We start from the raw sequence: 17484 nt of genomic DNA, 5'->3' as shown, positions 1-17484 counted from the left end.
GCATGTGTGTTGGGGGCGCACGCGACGTGCGCACCCACGGCGCCGCGCGACGGGCGTCAGGCGGCGGGGCGCACCGCCTTCTTGAACGCGGCCGGGCCGAGCGCGTTCAGCACCTCGCCGCGGCGGAGGCCGCCGCGCCGGGCGGTGCCCACGCCGAAGCGCAGGTTGTGGAGGGCGTTCGTCGAGTGTGCGTCCGTCGAGATCACGAAGCGGATACCGCGCTTGCGCGCCTCCTTGATCCAGCGGGGCTGCATGTCGAGGCGGTAGGGGTCGCCGTTCACCTCGACGGCGGCCCTCGACTCGGCCACGGCGTCGAGCACCTCCTCGACGTGGCACGCGAACGGCTCGCGCCGCTGGATGAGCCGGCCGAGCGCGTGCCCCCAGATCTTGAAGACCGGCTGCTTCATGGCGTTCACGAGCCGGCGCGTCATCTGGTCCGCGTCCATCTTCATGCGCGAGTGGATGCTCGCGATGATCACGTCGAACTGCTCGAGGATCGCGTCCGGATAATCGAGGTTCCCGGACTCCAGGATATCCGACTCGGTGCCCCGGAGGAGCTTCACGCTCACGCGCTCCTGCACCCGGGCGATCTCGTCCCATTGCTGCTTCAGCCGATCGAGGCCGACGCCGCCCGCGTAATGGGCGGCGGGCGAGTGGTCGGTGATGGTGAGGTATTTCATCCCCATCGCCTCGGCCTCCAGGGCCATCTCCTCGATGGTGTTCTTGCCGTCCGAATACACGGTGTGGCAGTGCACCATACCCCGGATATCGCCCTCCTCGATGAGCTCGTCCTCGCCGCTGTCGCGCGTGGCGGCGGCGACGAGGTCCTCCGCGCCCTCGCGGAGCTCGGGCGCGATGTACGGGAGGCCGAGGTGCCGGTAGAGGTCCTCTTCTGTCTTCGCGGAGAGGCGTTTGTTGCCGCGGAGGAGCCCGCGCTCGTCGAGCGTGAACCCCAGCTCGCGCGCGAGCGCGCCGAGCGCGGTCAGGTACGCGGGCGCGCCCGTCCGGTGGTGGAGCGCGGCGGCGTGGTACCGGGGCGGCACGCAGAGGAGCTCGCCCCGGAGGCCGCCCGAGAACCGCACCTTGCACCGCGCCTCGTCGCGCTCCTCGACCTCGGCGACGCGCGGGAACCGCGCGAACCAGTCGATCACCTGCGCGGCGTCGTCCGTCGCGGCCACGACGTCGATGTCGGCCACAGTCTCTTCCCAGCGCCGGATCCCGCCCGCGAGATCGGCCTGCTCGGTCGCCTCGCACCCGCGCACGTGGCCGAGGAGCGGCTCGGCGAGCTCGAGCGCGTCCACGAGGAGCACGCGCTCGTCGTGCGTCTCGTAACGGTGGACGCCCTCGAGCAGGCTCGACTCGACCTTCGCGCCGAAGCCCTTCACGCCGCGGACCTTGCCGGTGAGGCACGCCTGCTTGAGCTCCTCGACGCTGCCGATGCCGAGCGCCTCGTGGAGCGCCTTGATCCGCTTGAGCGTCATGCCCGGCACCTGCGAGAGCTCGAGGACGCCGCGGGGGAGCTCGGCGCGGAGCTTCTCGAGCTGCTCGGAGCGCCCCGTCTGGTAGAGCTCGGCTATCTGGGCGGCGAGCGCCGCGCCGATGCCGCGGATGTCGGTGAGCTTCCTGGCCTTGATGAGCTCGCCGAGGTCGTCCGTGAGCTCCTCGAGCGCCTCGGCGCCGGTCTCGTAGGCGCGCGCCCGGTAAGGGTTCTCTCCCTTGATCTGAAGGAGCATCCCCATCTCGCGGAGGGCGCGGGCGATGTCGAGCTTGTCGAGCATGGATGTCTATGAACGAATAGTGCACCCGCGCGCTGGAGGCCATGCCGCGCGGCCGCTGGCAGCGTGGCAGTTTGCCACAACGCGCCGGCGGCGCGCCTCTCCGCAGGGTTCGGGTGGAGGCTCACGGCGCTGAAGGGTCGCGCGCGCACATCGCCGAGACATAGTAGTGGCGGCCGTTGGTCTCGTAGGGTGCGCGGTAGGTCGTCGCCTGCCGGTATCCGGGGGCGACGAAGCTCCCGCCGTGCGCGACGCGCAGGGCAGCGTGGTTGTCCAGGCGGGAGCAATCGATGCACGGCACGAGCGGGCGGTCGTCATCGGCGGCGTCGCGCGTGACCTTGTAGGCCTCGCCCGCGAGATCGAGCTGACCCCAGCGCCCGGCCCCCCGCGGAAAGGAGCCGACGGGCGCGAGGTCGTCGGTGGTGCAGTGGAGGAGATTCCACGGAGGGGACGAGCCCTCGCAGGGCACCGAGCTCGTGCCGTCGCCCTGGCAGCAGAAGGCCGCCTCGTCGGGGGTGATGGGGGATGAGCCCCACGGATACAGCCGTTGCTCGTCGCCGCCGGCGGCGGCGTAGTTCATCTCGGCCTGGGTCGGCAGGCGCCCGCCGTCCCACGCGCAGAACGCGAACAGCTCGAGCCATGTCGCGCATACGATAGGCTTGTCCTCGTTCGCGGCCGGCGCGTCGGTCCAGGTCGGCCAGCCGTAAGGATCGCAGACGAGCGCCTGCTTCAGCGCGGCCGTGGTCGCCGGCAGCAGGGTATTCCATGCGGGGTCCCACCCGCTGTCCGGGATCTTCGGGTGCGCCCCGGCGCCGGCAGGGGGCGGGCTCGCCCGCGTCGGGCCGCCGGTCTCGTCCAGGTAGCGGCGAAACCGCCCGACCGTGACAAGGTACCTGTCCAGATGAAAGCCGCTCACGCTCGCCGGATACCGCGGGTCGTTGAGCCGGTTGAACGTCCCGCCGGGCACGGGCAGGCTGGCGCAGCAGTCGTCGTCATGGCCGAGACCGCAGCGGTCGTCGGCCCCGGGCGTGCCGCCCGCGCAGCTCGGCGGAGGCGGCGGCGCGCTGTCGCGCCCGGCAGGGACGGAAGCACCCGTGTCGTCCTCCGCCGCGCCGCCGCTGTGCGCGCGGCCGGCTCTCAGGATCGCCGCGAGGGCGCAGAGGACGAGGAGGATCGAGGTCGGCCGTCGAGGAGATCGCATGGCATCCGGGCGGTTAGGTGCGAGCGCCGCCGCTCCGGTTCCGCGACATGGCGTCACGACGCGATCGCTCCCCTTCTTCCGGGTTCCGGGATTTCGAATGAGACCGTTCGCCCGCCTGGAGAGGGGTCGCACCCCTGAGGAGTCCCCTCACTTTGCAGCCCTTTTCAGAGGAGATTTTCAGAGGAGAAATTGAACAGGGAGGCGGGGAGGCGGGGAGTGTTTTGAAGATTTGCCCCCCCGCCTCCCTGTGAATTTTCTGAAGAATTTGAGGGGATGTCTCAGGTCGCACCCGTCTTTATGTGGTCGCCTCCCCAGCAAAAGATGGGTCGCACCCGTCTCCAGGTAGCCACCCCTCAACAAAAGATGGGCCCTATCCATCTCCGGGTGGACGTGCCTCCAACAAAAACATGGGTCGCACCCATCTCCCGGTGGACGTGCCTCCAACAAAAACATGGGTCGCACCCATCTCCCGGTGGACGTGCCTCCACAAAAAGATGGGTCGCACCCATCTCCGGGTGGACGTGCCTCCAACAAAAACATGGGTCGCACCCATCTCCGCGCTGGAGAGGCGGCTTTCGGCCCCTACTTGCACCCCAGCCGGCACACCCTGGTCGCCGTGTAGGCGCACCCGTGGTCGCCCCAGATCGAGGAGCTCGGCCCCGTGCACCGGAACGCGCACCCACGCCCGTCCACGAGCTCCAGCTTGCCACCGTGCAAGAACGCCGCCGTGGGCTGGTCCCCGCCCAGGGACGATATCGCTCGTCAAGCAGCCGTTCGAGTCCTCAACCCCTCGACGGTTCGGTCCACTCGCCGCGGGCGAAGTGGCGCGCCTCCGCCTCGCTCATGGTTGCCAAGCTGGTCGCGCCGTCCTGCCGCGTGAGGCGGCACACCTGCAGCAGGCCCGCCTGCGTCCCAACCAATACCGCCGTCCGCGCGAAGCTCGACGTGATCTGTGCCCGCATGCCGTGCATCGCCTTCTCGAACGCGGCGTCGTTGCGCGCGGACGCCTGGCGCATGTCGACGACGATGCCAGCGCTCCGGTGTCGCGATGCGATCAACCGCAGCACTGCCGCGTTGGCGCTCGTGAGCTCCGCGATGGAGGCGAAGGGCACCGGCTGGCGCGCGAGCCACACGACGCGCCCGTCGCCGTCCTCCTCCATCAGCCAGTGGGTGCTCGCAAGCAGCGTCGTCTTCACCGGATCGGAGGGGATTATGACACCTCATGGGCACGAGGGGCAGAATCCCACGTCCTTTGCAGCTGAACGCCGCGAGACGGTTCTCTTCGCGGCCGCCGCGGCGAAGCCGCGCAAAGCTGGGTCGGCTCACGACAACGGATCGCGCCAGGCCGAAGCCGCCGCGGAGGGCGCACGGCCCACCGCGCCGCCCGCCTCTACTTGCACCCCAGCCGGCACACCATGGTCGCCGTGTAGGCGCACCCGTGGTCGCCCCAGATCGAGGAGCTCGGCCCCGTGCACCGGAACGCGCACCCGCGCCCGTCCGCGGTCGCCTCGGCCGTGAGCCGGTAGCCCTCCGCGTTGCAGCTCCCCGTCGACGACAGGCAGCTCGCGAGCTGCGGCTCGCACTGCTCCACGACGTACCCGGCCGGGCACGTCCAGTCCACGCTCGCGCGCCCGTAGTCCGGCGACCGCCCCGTCTCGGTCGCGATCGGCTCGTGCTTCGAGAAGGTCGGCATCCCGGTCGTGACCTGCAGCGGCACCACGACCGCCCGCTCGCGCGGCACCACCGGGGACGCCGGGTCCTTCGGCTGCACGACGAAGGTGTCCCGCCGCGTCTGCCGCTCGCAGCCGGCGGTCTCGCCCTCCGGCGTCCACGAGAACGTGAGCTCCGCGCTGCCGTGCGCGGGCACCTCGACCGTGCGCTCGCCGTGGGTCACCCGCACGTCGACCTGCGCCCGGTTCGTGATGAGCGCCTGCGCCGTCCCGGCGGCGCCGTACGGCACCACGCCGAGGTCGACCGGCAGCGGCGCGATCTCCGGCTCGGCCAGCGAGAAGCGGCACACGTCCGCCACCGGGTAGATCGCGTACGCCAGCGGCACCGCCTTCTTCACCTCGAGCCGCAGCGCGCCGAACGCCTGCCCGCCCTTCGCGCCCGCCACCGGCGCGCCCTCGACGCCCTCGATGGCCAGCTCCCCGACCGAGGTCATCGTCACGCGGCGGTCCCCCGCCTCGAGCCGGGCCTTGAACAGGCCCATCGCCGTGCCGTGCGCCTCGCCGGCGGTCACGTCCGTCTCGTACGCGACCATCGCGCCGCGCTTCACGGCCCCGATGAAGTGCGTCGCCCGGCCGCACGCGCAGCCGCCGCCCGGCGCCGGTACGACGCTCTCGGTCGGGTCGAAGAACTGCGGGTCCTCGTCCGCGACAAGCGCCATCGCCACGAGCCGCAGCCGGCGCCTGTCGAGCGTCCCGCCGGCGCTGAAGTACGCCGGCAGGTCGACGTCGGCGCCCACGAGGACCGAGTCGACGGCGATGCCCACATAGCGGAAGTCGATCGCGCGCTCGCCCGCCCCCGGCGCGGGCGCGCCCGTCGCCGCCGCGCTCGCGGGCGCGGTCGTCGCCGACGCGCTCGCGGGCGCGGCCGTGGTCGCAAGCGCCCCCGCGCCGCCGATCGCCCCCGGCGCCGCCGTCCCGCTCGTGGCCGCGGGCGCCCCCGCGCCGGCGGGCGACGCCAGCTCCGCCTTCGGCCGCGCGCAGGCGACGCCGACCGGCGAGAACACCCCCGCCGCGCTCCGCGACAGCCCGCGGCCCGGCACCATCGCGCTCGACGTGTCGAGCAGGTAGTCGTGCCGCACGTCGCTGAACGCGCGCGCGGCCGCGATCAGCGCCCCGGCCTGCGAGCAGCCGCTCCCCTTGCACGCCGGCAGCACCGCCGCGCCGGCCGGCTGGCGCGGCGGCGCGGGCGGCAGCTCCGGCGGCGCAGGGCAGCCGAGCGCCGACGCCAGCGCCCCGAGGAGCAGCGCCCCGCCGCGCGCGGGCGCGGCGCTCCGCCGACGAGCGCGCCCCGCGCCGCTCAGGGCCATGCGATCGTCATCCACCGGACGCGCCCCGCGCCGCTCACCGAGTCGTCCGCGAAGAACAGCGACCCGCCGGACCGCCCCGCGAACACCGGCGACACGTCCTGCGACGCGCTGCCGGTGAGCCACGCGAGCGGCTTCAGCGAGGGCGCCGACGCCTCGCCCGGCGCCAGCGTGAAGGCGTTCAGCACCACCGAGTCGCCCGGCGCCGACGCGAGCACCCCGCGGCAGACCTTGTCGCACGCGAGCGCGACCGACGACACCCCGGCGCCGTCCGGGGCCGCCACCGCGAGCGGCGGGCCCTGCGCCGCGCCGCCGCTGTCGAGCCGCACGAACCGCGCCTGCCCGCCGGCCGCCGCGCCCCCGCCGGCCGCCGTGCCCCCCCCGGCCACCTCGTCGACCCAGCCGACGACGGCGCCGCCCTCGAGCGGCGCGAGCACCGGGCTGCGCGAGTGCTCGGGCGACGCGTGGAGGCGCGACTCGTCGCCGATCCGCTGCAGCGTCTTCACGTCGAGCCGCGCGAGGAAGATGTCGCCGCTCGCCTCGCCGCTCGGTTCACCTGCGCCCCCCGCGGCGCCCGCGGCCGCGTCGCCGGCCGGGCGCGCGTCCGACCACACGAGCCACGCCTCCTGGCCCCGTACCGCGATCTGCACCTCGGCCGCGTCGAGCGGCGCGTTCGTGATGCGCCGGTCCGGCACGGTCCTGTTCAGCGCGCGGTCGATCCGCGCCGCGTACACCTCGGCGTTGCCGTCGCGCGAGTCGACCCACGCGACGATGAAGCCCCCGGCGCCGTCGTACGCGATCGCCACGTCGGACGCCTCGCTCGCGGCGCCGCCCTGCTTCTTGCGCGGCGCCGTGGTGAGCTTCTTCTGCGCGACCTTCGCGCCCGTCGCGTCGAGCTTCGTCACGTAGACCTGCGTCTCGCCCCGCTCCCGCGCGACCCACGCGAGCACGCTCTCGCCCTGCGCCGCGCCGCCCTTGCCCTTCGCGTCGGCCGGCGCCGGGGGCGCCGCCGCGATCGCGACGCCGCCGATCGACGACGCCTTCTGCGAGATGACGTTCAGCTTGCCGGGCCCGCCCGGGGACGCGGCGCGCACCGCCAGCGTCGCGGAGAGGTCCTGCCCGCGGGGCGCGCGGTCCGACGCGCCCTCGACGAAGTACGTCACCCACGCCGCGAGCGCCCCGCCGCCGTCGAGCTCGGCGGCCGCGACCCTGGCGATGTGGTCGCCCTCGACGAGCGCGCGCACCGCTGTCGCGCGCGGCGGCGGGTCCCTGTCCTCCCGGGAGGCGGGCGCGCGCCACGCGCTCTCGCGCACCGGCAGCGACACGAGCGCGAGCGGCGCGCCACGCCCCGCCGCGCCCGCCGCGCCCGCGCGCCCGCCCGCCGCGCCCGCGCCGCCCTGCTGCGCGGGCGCCCCGGCCGCGGCGCTCGCGAGCGTCGTGCACGCGCCCTTGTGGCAGCTCAGCCCGCGCACGAGGTACGGCACCCCGTCGGTCGCCGCGAACGGCGCGGCGCGCACCGGCTCCGCCGCGCGCACCGAGAGGTCCGGGCCGAAGCGCACGAACGTCGGCCAGACCGGCGGCGCGGCCTCGCCGCGGCTCGCCTTGAGCGTCGCGGGCGCGAGCGTCACCGCCGCGAAGCCGTCGCCGTCGGCCACGAGATCGGGCGGCCCGCTCGCGCTGAAGACGAGCCCCGCCCGCTCCGCGCTGAGCGCGCCGTCCGGGCCGACCGACGCGAGGTGGATGAGCCGCCCCTCCCCGCGCGCATCCGCCCCGCCGCGCTCGCCGCCGCGCAGGCGCAGCAGGTCCTCCCACGCGAGCAGCGCCCGGCCACCTCCTTCGGCCGACGGCGCGACCAGCGACACCAGCGCCTGCTCGCCCGACGGCGGCGTCGCCTGCCGCGGCGCCACGACCACCTTGCCGCCCGGCTCGACCGCCGCGACGAAGACGGCGCTGTCGATGTCCCGCTCGTCCGTCCAGGTGAGCAGGTAACGCCCGCCCACGGAGGCGACCTCGAGATCGATCTGCGCGGTCGGCTCGGGGCTGACCGTCACCGGCGCCGACACCTTCCCGGCCGCGTCGATCTCCAGGAGCGCGATGGATCCGAGCTTCGGGGCCCCGGGGGCGTCCTCCGCGTCCGCCTTGCGCGCGGGCTTGCGCTCGCCCCTGGCCGGCGGGAGCACCAGGGCGACCGCCGCGCCCCGCTCGGTCGCGACCGCGTTCCACCCCAGCACCGCGCGCGCGACCGACGCGGGCGCCGTCGGCTTGATCGCGGCGCCCTTGCCCTGCGCCACGACCGTCATGACCACGTCGACGCGGTCGACGCTGTCCTGGGCCGCGCTGTCCTGGGCCGCGCTGTCCTGGGCCTCGCGCGGCATCTCCCAGAGCACGAGCGCCCCCGCGGCGTTCGGGAGCACCTCGAGCCACGTGATGTCCTCCGCCGTCTGGGCGACGAGGCTGGCCGGGCCCGAGGGCTTGCCGGCCGGGTCGAGCGCGAGCACGCGCACCGCGCGGCCCCCCTCGGTCTGCTCGATCCACGCGGCGATGTAGCCCTGCGGCGTGGCGCGGAGCGCGGCGACGGGCACGTCGGCGGCGACCGGCCCGACCTCCGCGACGTCGCCTCGAGGCGCCCCGTCCGCGCCGAGGACGCGCGTCCTCAACCGGCCTCCCGCTGCATAGAGCAGGAGCGCCTCGTCGCCGCGCCGGGCGAAGTAGGGCGTCGCGTCCTCGTCCTCGAGCTCCGCGATCACGTGGGCCGGCAGGAGCGGCGGCCCCTCCGGCGCCTTCGATCGCGCGGGCGGCGTCTTCACGACGCGCGCCGGCCGCGCAGCCGAAGGCGCCTGCGCCGCTCCGGAGCACCCGAGCAGCAGGGCGAGCGAGGCGCCGGTCAGGCGGCGCGCGCCGCGTCGAACCCAGGGAAGACCACCGTGGACGAGCATGGCGCCGACCATGCCAGAAGCGCCCAGCCCCCGCTACAAGCCGATAGCGGGGCGCGGGTCGCGCCCTGGTTCCGCCCACCAGGAGCCCGGCCAGGGGCCCGGAGGGAGATTTTCAACGCCAAGGCGCAAAGGCGCCAAGGCGCAAAAGAGAATGAGTTTCATGCATTTTGGCGTCTTTGCGTCTTTGCGCCTTGGCGTTGAAATCTCTCTCGCGAGGCAGATCCGCGGCAGGACGCCTGAACCGCTAGAACGCCAGCAGGCGCCCAAGGAGCGACCTGTACCTGCGCAGGGCGATCCGGAGCTCCTCCGTCGACGCCTCCGACGGCCCGAGGTCGCTGTCGAGCAGGCGTTGCAGCGCGCTGCGCTCGTCCCGGAAGCTCTGGGCGACCCGCTGGATCACCTCGGTCACGAGCGCGTCGGCCTGCTCGACCGCCAGCCGCGGCGCCTCGATGAAGCTCGCCTGGATCGCGCTCCAGCGCTCGGACAGCTCGCGCGCCTCGTCCGGCGTGAGCACCGGCGGCCGCTCCGGCCAGGGCTCCCCGGTGGGCCCGCCGCGCGCCGTGTAGCCGGCCGGCTGCCGGCCTGACTCCGGCGGCAGCTCCTCCTCATGCATCCGCGCCTCGGGCAGGCTGCTCTCGCGCGCCGTCACCATTCGCTCTCTGTGCAATGGGCTCACGATGGCACCTCTCCGCTGGCTCGCGTTGTCCGCCCAGCGGGCCAAGCAATCCTCGTGCGCGTCCCGCTGTGCATCCGTGCCCGTCGCGCGCGCCGCGGCGCGAAAGGCCAGAGGCCGAGAAGGCCCGAGAAAACCCCGAGATATCTCCGGGATCGCCAGGCCCGGCGCCGGCGCCCGGGCGCGAGCCGCGGCGATCCCTCACGGGACGACGAGGCGGAAGAGTGAGGAATTCCCGCGCAGCGCGGCGGATCCGCCGGGCAGGCGCGTCCGAGCTCACCCGAGCGAGGCGCGCAGCTTCGTCACGACGGCGCGGATCTCGCGCACCACCTGGAGGAGCGCCTCGTCCTCGTCGGCCCACTTGGTCACGGGCTTCTTGTCCCGCGGCACCGCCTGGAGCTCGGCGAAGCGCGTCGTCTCCCAGTCGCAGGGGCGGAGCAGGATCGGCACGACCGCGGCCTGCCCCGCGGCGCGCCGCTCCATCGCGCGCGTCACCTGCGCGTCGCCCTGCTCGGACGCGAGGAAGCTCGCGCTCACGAGGAGCAGGACGAGGTCGGCCGCCTCGAGCTGCTCGCCGATCGCGCGCTCCAGGTCCTCGCCCGCGCCGATCTTCCCGCTGTGCCACGGCGCGATGAGCCCCTCCCGCTTCAGCGGGCTCATGTGCGCCTCGAGGCGCGAGAGGAGCTCCTCGTCGCGCGACGCGTAGGAGAAGAAGACGCGCACCGGCCGCTGCGCGGTCGGGCGCGCGTGCCCCGGGGGCACCACGGTCGGCCGCGCGCTCGGAGGCGCCGCGTTCGGGCGCGCGCCCGGGGCCGGCGTCGCGGGGCGGGGCGGGGGCTGCGGCGGCTGCGGCGCCGGCGCGCCCTGCTCCAGGCCGAGGAGGATCTCGGCGACCTCCGCGTGATCCCCGGACTGGTTCTCGTAGGCGATGAGCCGGATGCCCGACTCCTCGAGCAGCTTGCGGCGGAACGGCGGCACGCCCTTCGGGAGCAGCGCGAAGTGCATCGGCGGCTGCCCGCCCGAGAGCGCGCGCACGCGGGCGAGCGTCTGATCGATGTTGTCGTCGGCGAGGCCGAAGCCCACGAACAGGATGGAGTGGGTGCGGTAGAGCGCGCCGAACGCGTCCTGCAAGAGGGGCGAGCCGAAGATCGCGCGATCGTACTGGTCGCGCGAGAACACCCAGGTGTCCCACGCGCGCAGCGTGCCGTGCAGCTTCAGGATGAAGCGCCGGTCCATGGCGACGTCGCCGACCGGCCGGTCGACGACGCGCCACTCGCCCTGGAACGCGCGCTCCAGGAAGCGGTCGATGTTCGTGGTGAGCACCGCCTTGAGCTTCGGCTTGAGCGCGGCGATCGCCTGCGCCACGTCCGGCACGTCGCGGCCCGTGTCGTCGAGCTCCTTGTCGACCGTCCAGTTGAAGTCCTGCGGCCCGAGCGCGAGCTTCGCGGCGGAGAGCGCGTTGATGAGCTGGTTCGAGGAGATGTACTGCTGGATCTCGTCGAGGACCGCGGGGTCCGCGCTCCGCCGCCGCGCGCGGTCGCGCAGCTTCTCGGCGAGCTGCTTCCAGGTGGGCATGCCCGCAGCGGCCGAGACGCCCGCGCCCGCGAAGACGATGAGGTTCCCTGACGCGTAGCGCTCGCGGAGCTGCTCGAGGATCTCGTCATCCATCAGCGACCACGATACCGCGGATCGGCGCCCGCGGGCGGCGCCGCTACCCGCCCCTCACCGCGGCGCCGAGGAGCGCCGCTCGGTGGCGAGCGAGAGCCCGACCCCCAGCCACGCCCCCTCGACGGCGCCGGCCTCGCCGCGCGCGTCCTTGTACGGCGCCGGCCGGAGCACGACCCCGGGGTCCAGCGTGAGCCCGAGCCACAGCGGGCCGCTCACCCGGGTCTCCACGCCGAGCCCGACGCCGGCGCGGGCGGACCACGTGTCGCGCTCGCCCGGAATGCCGTCGACGGACGAGGCGGCGGGCAGCCTGACCGACGCGACCGAGGCCGCGGCGCCGACCGACAGCCGCCACGAGGCGTTGAGCCAGAAGCGGTAGTCGCCCGAGAGGCCGGCCTCGAGCCAGCGCATCGTGTCGCCGCCGGACGGCGTCGCCAGCAGCCGGGCGAACAGCGACTCGGTGAGCCGCAGGCGCCGCAGGCCGAGCGCGATGCCGGCCCCGGCGAGCGCCCGCGGCCCGCCCGAGACGACCGCCGCGTACGGCCCGGCCGAGACGGACAGCACGTCGAGGTCGCGCGAGGCGAGCTCGACCTCGTCCGCGGTGGGGCGCCGCGGCGACGGCGGCCGCCGCGGGGCGCGCGCCCGGCGCACCTCGCCGACGATCATCTCGGAGGCGGCGATCGCGACGAGCCGCGCGGCCACGTCCGAGGTGAGGCCGGACACCGCGATCTGCCGTCGCACCACGGCGCGGCCGTCGAGGCGCACCTGGATCTCGAGGCGCGCAGCGGTGGGCCGGTCGACCCACACGCTCGCGACGCGATCGCCGAGCGGGCCGACGGGCTCTGCGGCGAGCGTCACGCCGTCCGGGAGCTCGATCTCGAGCAGGCGCCGCAGCCGGACGCTCGGGACCTCCTCCGCCGCGCCGCGCGACAGCGCGACGCGCACCTCGATGGGACCCGGCGCGGCGGGCAGCGGCGTCGCGCTCGGCGCCGGCGCGCGGCCGCCGCTCGCCACGGCGACGTAGGGCTCGGCCGCCGCCGCGGGGACCGCGGCGAGCAGCAGCGCGCAGCTCGGCAGGCTCAGGAGCGCGAGCCGGGGGAGCTCGCGCAGGCCGCGGCGAGGGCGCGCCGTCGTCACCCGATCATCCCTCCGCGCGGAACGCGGCCACCACCCAGTTCACGTGACGGCCCCGATCGTCGTTGCTCGAGTGCCGCTTGAACAGGGGCATCTTCAGGATGCGCACGTGATCCTGGATGTTCGTCTTGAAGGGCGCGTCCGCGATCGGCGTCCCGTCGGGCCGCACCTGCCGCCCCTCGATCTTCAGCCGCTTCAGCACCTCGAGCGACGCGAGCCGCAGGAGCTCATACGCCCTGTCCGGGTCCTTGCTGCTCACGGACACGATGAGCTTGCCGAACGTCGGGTCCTTGTTGACCAGGACGTCCCCCTCCTCGAAGCCGCAGTCGAAGCGGATCTTCAGGTCGCTGACCCCCTTGTCGGCGAGCGCCTCGCGGAGCGCGTCGGCGTCCGGGAGCGCGATGCGATCGAAGACGCCGGCGTTGGGCAGGAACAGCCCCTTGCCGCCGTCGCGCGAGTCCCTGAGCTCCGGCTTCCAGCTCTCGGCGTTGATGCGGAACTCGCGGCTGCAGTGCGTCTGCACGACGTGCTGCTGCTCGAAATCGATCGCCTGCCCGTCCGCGATGCGCATCTGCCACGCGACGAGGTTCACGGGGACGCGGCCGCGCTTGCGCTTGATGCCGTAGCTCTCCTCGCTGACCGGGTGCTCCACCTGGATCCGCGTGTTCATCTCCAGGAAGTAGAACTTCCCGTCCTTGAACATCAGCTCCACGGTGCCGGCGCCCACGTAGCCCACGCGCTCGGCGATCCGCACGGCGAGCTCGCAGATCCGCTCTTCCAGGCCGGGGTACCGCCGCAGCAGGGCCGGCGGCGCCTCCTCCTGGATCTTCTGGCTCGCGCGCTGCTCGCTGCAGTCGCGCATGCCGAAGTGCCGCGTGTTGCCGTAGCGGTCCCGCAGCACCTGCACCTCCAGGTGGATCGTCTCCGGGATGTTCTGCTCGAACATCACGCCCGGCTGCCAGTTGTACGCCTTGATCTCGCCGAGGACCTTCTGGATGGCCTGAGGCACCTGCTCCTCGGTCGGGATGACGGCCTGCCCGCGACCGCCGCCGCCGTTCGCGGCCTTGAGCCGCCCCGGGAAGGTGAACCCCCCGGCGGCGTGCGTCTCCAGGATGATCCGCTGGATCTCGCCCGGATCGTCGCTGTCGATGACGAGGCCCGGGGTCACCGCCGCCGGGTCGAACTCCTGGGCCATCAGGCGGAATTTGCGCTTGTCGCCGGCGTTCTCGACGACGTCCTGCATGGGGCCGACGAAGACGATGTTCTCCTGGCGGAAGTGCCGGATGGCCGCGGCGTTCTCCGCGAGCGGGCCGTAGCCGGGGTAGAGGCCCGCGCGCGCCAGCTCCTCTTCCCACCCGTCCCCGAAGCGCCGCGCGAACTCGGCCCTCACCTTGTCCGCGATCTGGACGTAGTTCGCGTAGCTCTCGCGGAAGTTCCCCTCCAGGCCCACCGCGAAGCCGCCGCCCTCCCGCGCGATCCGCACCTGCAGCGCGTCCTTGTCGTCCGTGAGGCTGTGGAGGACGACGGGGATCTTGCCGAGGGCGAGGGCCTCGCGCGTGGCCCGGACGCCCATCTCGCCCTTGTCCGCCACGAGGATGTACTTGAGCTGGCCCGCGCTCACGGTCGTGGCGGGGTAGGCGCCGAGCCGGTGCACCGCCGCGTACAGGAGGTCGAGCACCTGCGGGTCCTCCCGGTACAGCTCGGCGGCCCTGGCGCGCAGCAGCTCCGCCGCCTGGTCGCGCAGCGACGGCTCGTCCTGCACGAGGATCAGGAACTTGAGGAGGCGCTCGTCCTCGAAATCGCGGCGCTTGAGCGCCCGCAGCAGCCCGTCCTCCATGTACCCGGCGAGCTCGTCCCGGTCCGCGGGCGTGATCGACGCGCGCGCCTCCCGGAGGCGCGCGAGCAGATCCTCCGCCTCCGAGAGGAGGTCCTGCACCCGCACCTCGTCGTTGAGCTCCCGGCGCAGCGCCGTCTCGAGGGAGCGCTGCCAGCCGAAGTGCGTCCTCCACACCTCGCCGTTCGCGATCAGGTAGCGCAGCCCGAGGAGCCGGTGCGCGTCGTGGCCGCCGGCGAGCGTGCCCAGGTCGAGCAGCACGAACCCCGGGACGCCCATCGCCGTGGTGAGCGCCTCCGTCGAGGAGACATAGCCGCCGCGCGGCAACACCAGCTTCCAGGGCGGAAGAGCAAGAGGGTCGTTGCGAACGGGGAGGGAGCTGGTGCGGACGGCGGTGGTCATTCCAGGCGGTTCTCCGGCGCGGAAGCAAGCACAGAACCGTTACGCGATGTCAAGCCTGTCCGCCGGCCCGCCGGGTGAGGACCTCACCGTTCACCAGCCGCGTTCCCGTGCAAACGATCGCACGACGTCGTGGCCGCGCGGTTGCCCGACAGGCATGCTTCAGGCCGTTTCGCGGCGATTCCTCGCTTCATCCTCCTTGCGACAGGCGGTGTTCGAGCCCTGTTGTCTCGCGGACTCCGCAGGTCGCGCGCCCGGAGAAGATCGCTTGAGCGTCCACCCGTGACAGCGATCGTGGGGTGTCGAGATCGCGTGTGAGCGCAAAGATGAAGCTCCCCACCGGAGCGGTGGGAGCGGCGGCGGCGCGCGGACGCGGCGCCGAGCGCGGATGCGGCGCCGAGCGCGGATGCGGCGCCGAGCGGCGCGCGGACGCGGCGCGCGGACGCCGCCGCCGCTCGGCGGCGATCCGCAAGGAGAGCTCAGCAGGAAGGAGCCAGCGCCGGGGGCGGGCGCCGGAGGATCAGGGCGTGGGGCTCGCGTCGGGGACCGCCGGCGGCGACGGCTGGGGCGGCGCGGCCTCCGGCTCCCCCTCCGCGGCCTCGTCCTCGCCGGACAGGATCTGCTGGACGTCCTCGCACCGGCCGTCCGGGTACTTGGCCACGTACTCCCTGGCCATCTGGGACGCCTCGTCCTTGTGCCCCGCGACCACCTCGGCGCGGATGCGCTTGCAGAACGAGTCCTCCGCGAGGTTGCCCTCGGGCGACAGCGAGCGCGACTGCTCGTAATACCTGGCCGCCAGCGCCTGCTCGCCCATGCTGGCGTACATGTCGCCGAGCTTGTACGCGGCGATCGGCGCGTTCGCGTCCGTCGGGAAGCCCTCGACGACGCGCGCGAAGGCGCGCATCGCCGCGGCCCGGTCGCCGCCCTTCCCGCGCAGGAGATCGCTGAGGTCCATCAGCTCCCTCGCCGTCTTCGCCGAGGCGATCGCCCCGTCGACGCCCCCGCTCTGCTGCTGCAGGCTCTGCAGCGCCTCGGCGACGTTGCCCGCGTTGTACCGGGCGCGCCAGTCCGGCGGCGGCGGCGCGGCGACAGGCGACTCGACGGACGCCACCGGCTCGCTCGCGCGCGGCAGCGGCGCCGTGGTGCTGCGGGGCCGCCGCGGCTCCGGCTGCGCCACCGCCGCCGTGCGCTCGCGGATCGGCACGCCCTCCTCGGCGTCGCCGCGCCCGAGCTCGCGCGAGCCGGCCGGCGACGTGAGCTTGACCGAGCCGTCGGTGACGTCGACGTCGATGTCGTCGACGTTGTGCCGCACGCGCAGCGCGCTGCCCGACGCCATCGCGAGCCGCGCCTCCCCCGCGACGAGCGAGAGCGCCGCCGCGCGCGGCCCGCTCACGGTGTCGAGCGACGCCTCGCCCTGCACGAGCCGCAGCGTCAGCGCGCCCCCGTCCGCCCGCTGCTCGACCTCGACGGTCGTGCCCGGCGTGAGCGAGATCGTGCCGCCGCCCGGCAGCTGGAAGGTGCGCGCCTGCGTGCCCGCGGCGAACACGTCGACGAGCGACGGCACGTCGTCGGTCGGCGCGACGGCCGTGGCCGCCGGCGCGCCCGGCGCCTCGCTCCAGATCGACTTGCCGAGCCACAGGCCGCCCGCGAACGCCGCGAACGTCGCCGCCGCGAGCAGCGCGGCCGTGCCCGCGCGGCGCCGCGACGCCGGCTCGCGCGCGTGGAGGTCGTGCTCGATACGGTCCCAGACGCGCGCGATCCGGTCGTCGGTCGCGTGGTCGCGCAGATCTGCCGGAGCGATCCGGGGTAGCCCTCGCCGGCTCATGATGACGCCTCGTTGCTGGTGGGATCCACAAAATGTCCGTCGAGGAAGTGTTGCGCCCGTGAAATCCGCCGCTTGACGGTGGCCAGCGAGCAGTCGGTCATCTGCGCGACCGTCTCGAGATCGTGCCCCTCCACCGAGCGGAGGATCCACGCGATCCGCTCGTCGGCTGGCAGCGTCTGGAGCAGGGCGTAGATCTGCGCGATCTGCGCGCGCATGTGGGGAGAGGCCGCCGGGCTCGCGAGGGCGTCGAGATCGACCGGCTCGCTCGACTTGCCCATCCCGAGCAGGCCGAGCAGCCGCGCGCGCCGCATCCGCGAGCGGACCTTGTGGACGACGATCGACCCGAGCCACGCCCGGAAGGCCGCCGGGTCCACGAGGTCGCCGAGGCGCTCGAACGCGCGGAGGAACGCGTCGTGCACGATGTCCTCCACGTCGCGCGCCGAGCCCTCGATGCGCGTCGCCAGGTGGATGGCGAACGCCGCGTGCCGCCGGTAGAGCTGCTCGAGGGCGCTCACGTCCCCGCGGGCGCCGAGGATCACGAGCTGCGCGTCCGGCAGCTCCGTAAGGCCGGCCCCGCGCTCCGTTGGTCCGGTCGCGGCGGAGGGCCGCCTGTCGCCGACGCGCGCGCCCCTGGGCCGGACATCCCTGCGGCCGCGCTCCTCCGGGACGAACGCGGACCCGACGTCGCCCGCGTCCTCCTGGGCCTCCGCGACCGGGTCAGCCGGGACCACCGGTTCAACCAGGCGCAAGCGCCCTCGCTGAGGTCTCAGAGCCATGGTTCGTACCCGAAGAGGAGCAGATTGAAGATGGTCGCGACGCCCACGCGGGAAGCCGGCCCTCGGCCGTGAACGGCCCTTCGCATCCCCGGGGCTGCTTGCCCTGGCGGAGTCAGGAGCGCCCCGAGCTTCCCACAAATTTCTAGACGCCTGGTGGGGCTCGGGCGGCTCATCGAAAAAACTGTGAGCCGTTCTGTCGACCCGCGGCGTCTGGGTGGGTGGCCGCCGGATT

Annotated in this window: 11 protein-coding genes; all 11 read right to left on the bottom strand. The window is 73.9% G+C overall.

Going from position 1 to position 17484, the window contains the following annotated elements; all coding sequences use genetic code 11:
* Nucleotides 1-56: 56 nt before the first annotated feature.
* The 11 genes from WME76_RS42360 to WME76_RS42310 all read right to left on the bottom strand — a co-directional run bounded on the left by WME76_RS42360 (nt 57) and on the right by WME76_RS42310 (nt 17225).
* Nucleotides 57-1778 carry a PHP domain-containing protein gene (locus tag WME76_RS42360; RefSeq protein ID WP_437957838.1) on the bottom strand — a complete coding sequence of 574 codons (1722 nt, stop codon included), beginning with the start codon at nt 1776-1778 and terminating at the stop codon, nt 57-59.
* Nucleotides 1779-1899: 121 nt separating this feature from the next.
* Nucleotides 1900-2976, bottom strand: coding sequence for a formylglycine-generating enzyme family protein (locus tag WME76_RS42355; RefSeq protein ID WP_437957837.1), 1077 nt, complete (start codon nt 2974-2976; stop codon nt 1900-1902).
* A 782-nt stretch (nt 2977-3758) separates the two neighbouring features.
* Complete coding sequence (locus tag WME76_RS42350) at nt 3759-4172, bottom strand: hypothetical protein (protein WP_061613598.1); 414 nt, start codon at nt 4170-4172, stop codon at nt 3759-3761.
* Between the two features lie 194 nt (nt 4173-4366).
* The gene (locus tag WME76_RS42345) at nt 4367-6013 is read right to left on the bottom strand and encodes a hypothetical protein (protein WP_437957836.1); all 1647 of its coding nucleotides are present in this window, start codon (nt 6011-6013) and stop codon (nt 4367-4369) included.
* The gene (locus WME76_RS42340) at nt 6004-8946 is read right to left on the bottom strand and encodes a hypothetical protein (protein WP_437957835.1); all 2943 of its coding nucleotides are present in this window, start codon (nt 8944-8946) and stop codon (nt 6004-6006) included. Before WME76_RS42340 ends, WME76_RS42345 begins: the two co-directional genes overlap by 10 nt.
* A gap of 244 nt (nt 8947-9190) precedes the next feature.
* Complete coding sequence (locus WME76_RS42335) at nt 9191-9622, bottom strand: hypothetical protein (protein WP_437957834.1); 432 nt, start codon at nt 9620-9622, stop codon at nt 9191-9193.
* Between the two features lie 273 nt (nt 9623-9895).
* Nucleotides 9896-11287, bottom strand: a complete 1392-nt coding sequence (locus WME76_RS42330) for an SIR2 family protein (protein WP_437957833.1) — start codon at nt 11285-11287, stop codon at nt 9896-9898.
* A gap of 54 nt (nt 11288-11341) precedes the next feature.
* Nucleotides 11342-12421, bottom strand: a complete 1080-nt coding sequence (locus tag WME76_RS42325) for a hypothetical protein (protein WP_437957832.1) — start codon at nt 12419-12421, stop codon at nt 11342-11344.
* A gap of 4 nt (nt 12422-12425) precedes the next feature.
* A complete protein-coding gene (locus tag WME76_RS42320) occupies nt 12426-14654 on the bottom strand; it encodes a biotin carboxylase N-terminal domain-containing protein (RefSeq protein ID WP_437957831.1) in 2229 nt (742 codons plus the stop codon).
* A 517-nt stretch (nt 14655-15171) separates the two neighbouring features.
* The gene (locus WME76_RS42315) at nt 15172-16476 is read right to left on the bottom strand and encodes a FecR domain-containing protein (RefSeq protein ID WP_437957830.1); all 1305 of its coding nucleotides are present in this window, start codon (nt 16474-16476) and stop codon (nt 15172-15174) included.
* The gene (locus WME76_RS42310) at nt 16473-17225 is read right to left on the bottom strand and encodes an RNA polymerase sigma factor (protein WP_437957829.1); all 753 of its coding nucleotides are present in this window, start codon (nt 17223-17225) and stop codon (nt 16473-16475) included. The genes WME76_RS42315 and WME76_RS42310 overlap by 4 nt, the downstream gene beginning before the upstream one ends.
* Between the last annotated feature and the right edge of the window lie 259 nt (nt 17226-17484).

Source organism: Sorangium sp. So ce119 (assembly GCF_051524405.1).
GTDB lineage: Bacteria > Myxococcota_A > Polyangia > Polyangiales > Polyangiaceae > Sorangium > Sorangium cellulosum_G.
The sequence above is the reverse complement of the archived record's forward strand: the minus strand, read 5'-3'. Positions and strand labels throughout refer to the sequence as shown.

Excerpts from the sequence above, each read along its gene's own strand:
- WME76_RS42360 (WP_437957838.1), bottom strand. The coding sequence starts at position 1,778 with ATGCTCGACAAGCTCGACATCGCCCGCGCCCTCCGCGAGATGGGGATG.
- WME76_RS42355 (WP_437957837.1), bottom strand. The coding sequence starts at position 2,976 with ATGCGATCTCCTCGACGGCCGACCTCGATCCTCCTCGTCCTCTGCGCC.
- WME76_RS42345 (WP_437957836.1), bottom strand. The coding sequence starts at position 6,013 with ATGGCCCTGAGCGGCGCGGGGCGCGCTCGTCGGCGGAGCGCCGCGCCC.
- WME76_RS42340 (WP_437957835.1), bottom strand. The coding sequence starts at position 8,946 with ATGCTCGTCCACGGTGGTCTTCCCTGGGTTCGACGCGGCGCGCGCCGC.
- WME76_RS42330 (WP_437957833.1), bottom strand. The coding sequence starts at position 11,287 with ATGGATGACGAGATCCTCGAGCAGCTCCGCGAGCGCTACGCGTCAGGG.
- WME76_RS42320 (WP_437957831.1), bottom strand. The coding sequence starts at position 14,654 with ATGACCACCGCCGTCCGCACCAGCTCCCTCCCCGTTCGCAACGACCCT.
- WME76_RS42315 (WP_437957830.1), bottom strand. The coding sequence starts at position 16,476 with ATGAGCCGGCGAGGGCTACCCCGGATCGCTCCGGCAGATCTGCGCGAC.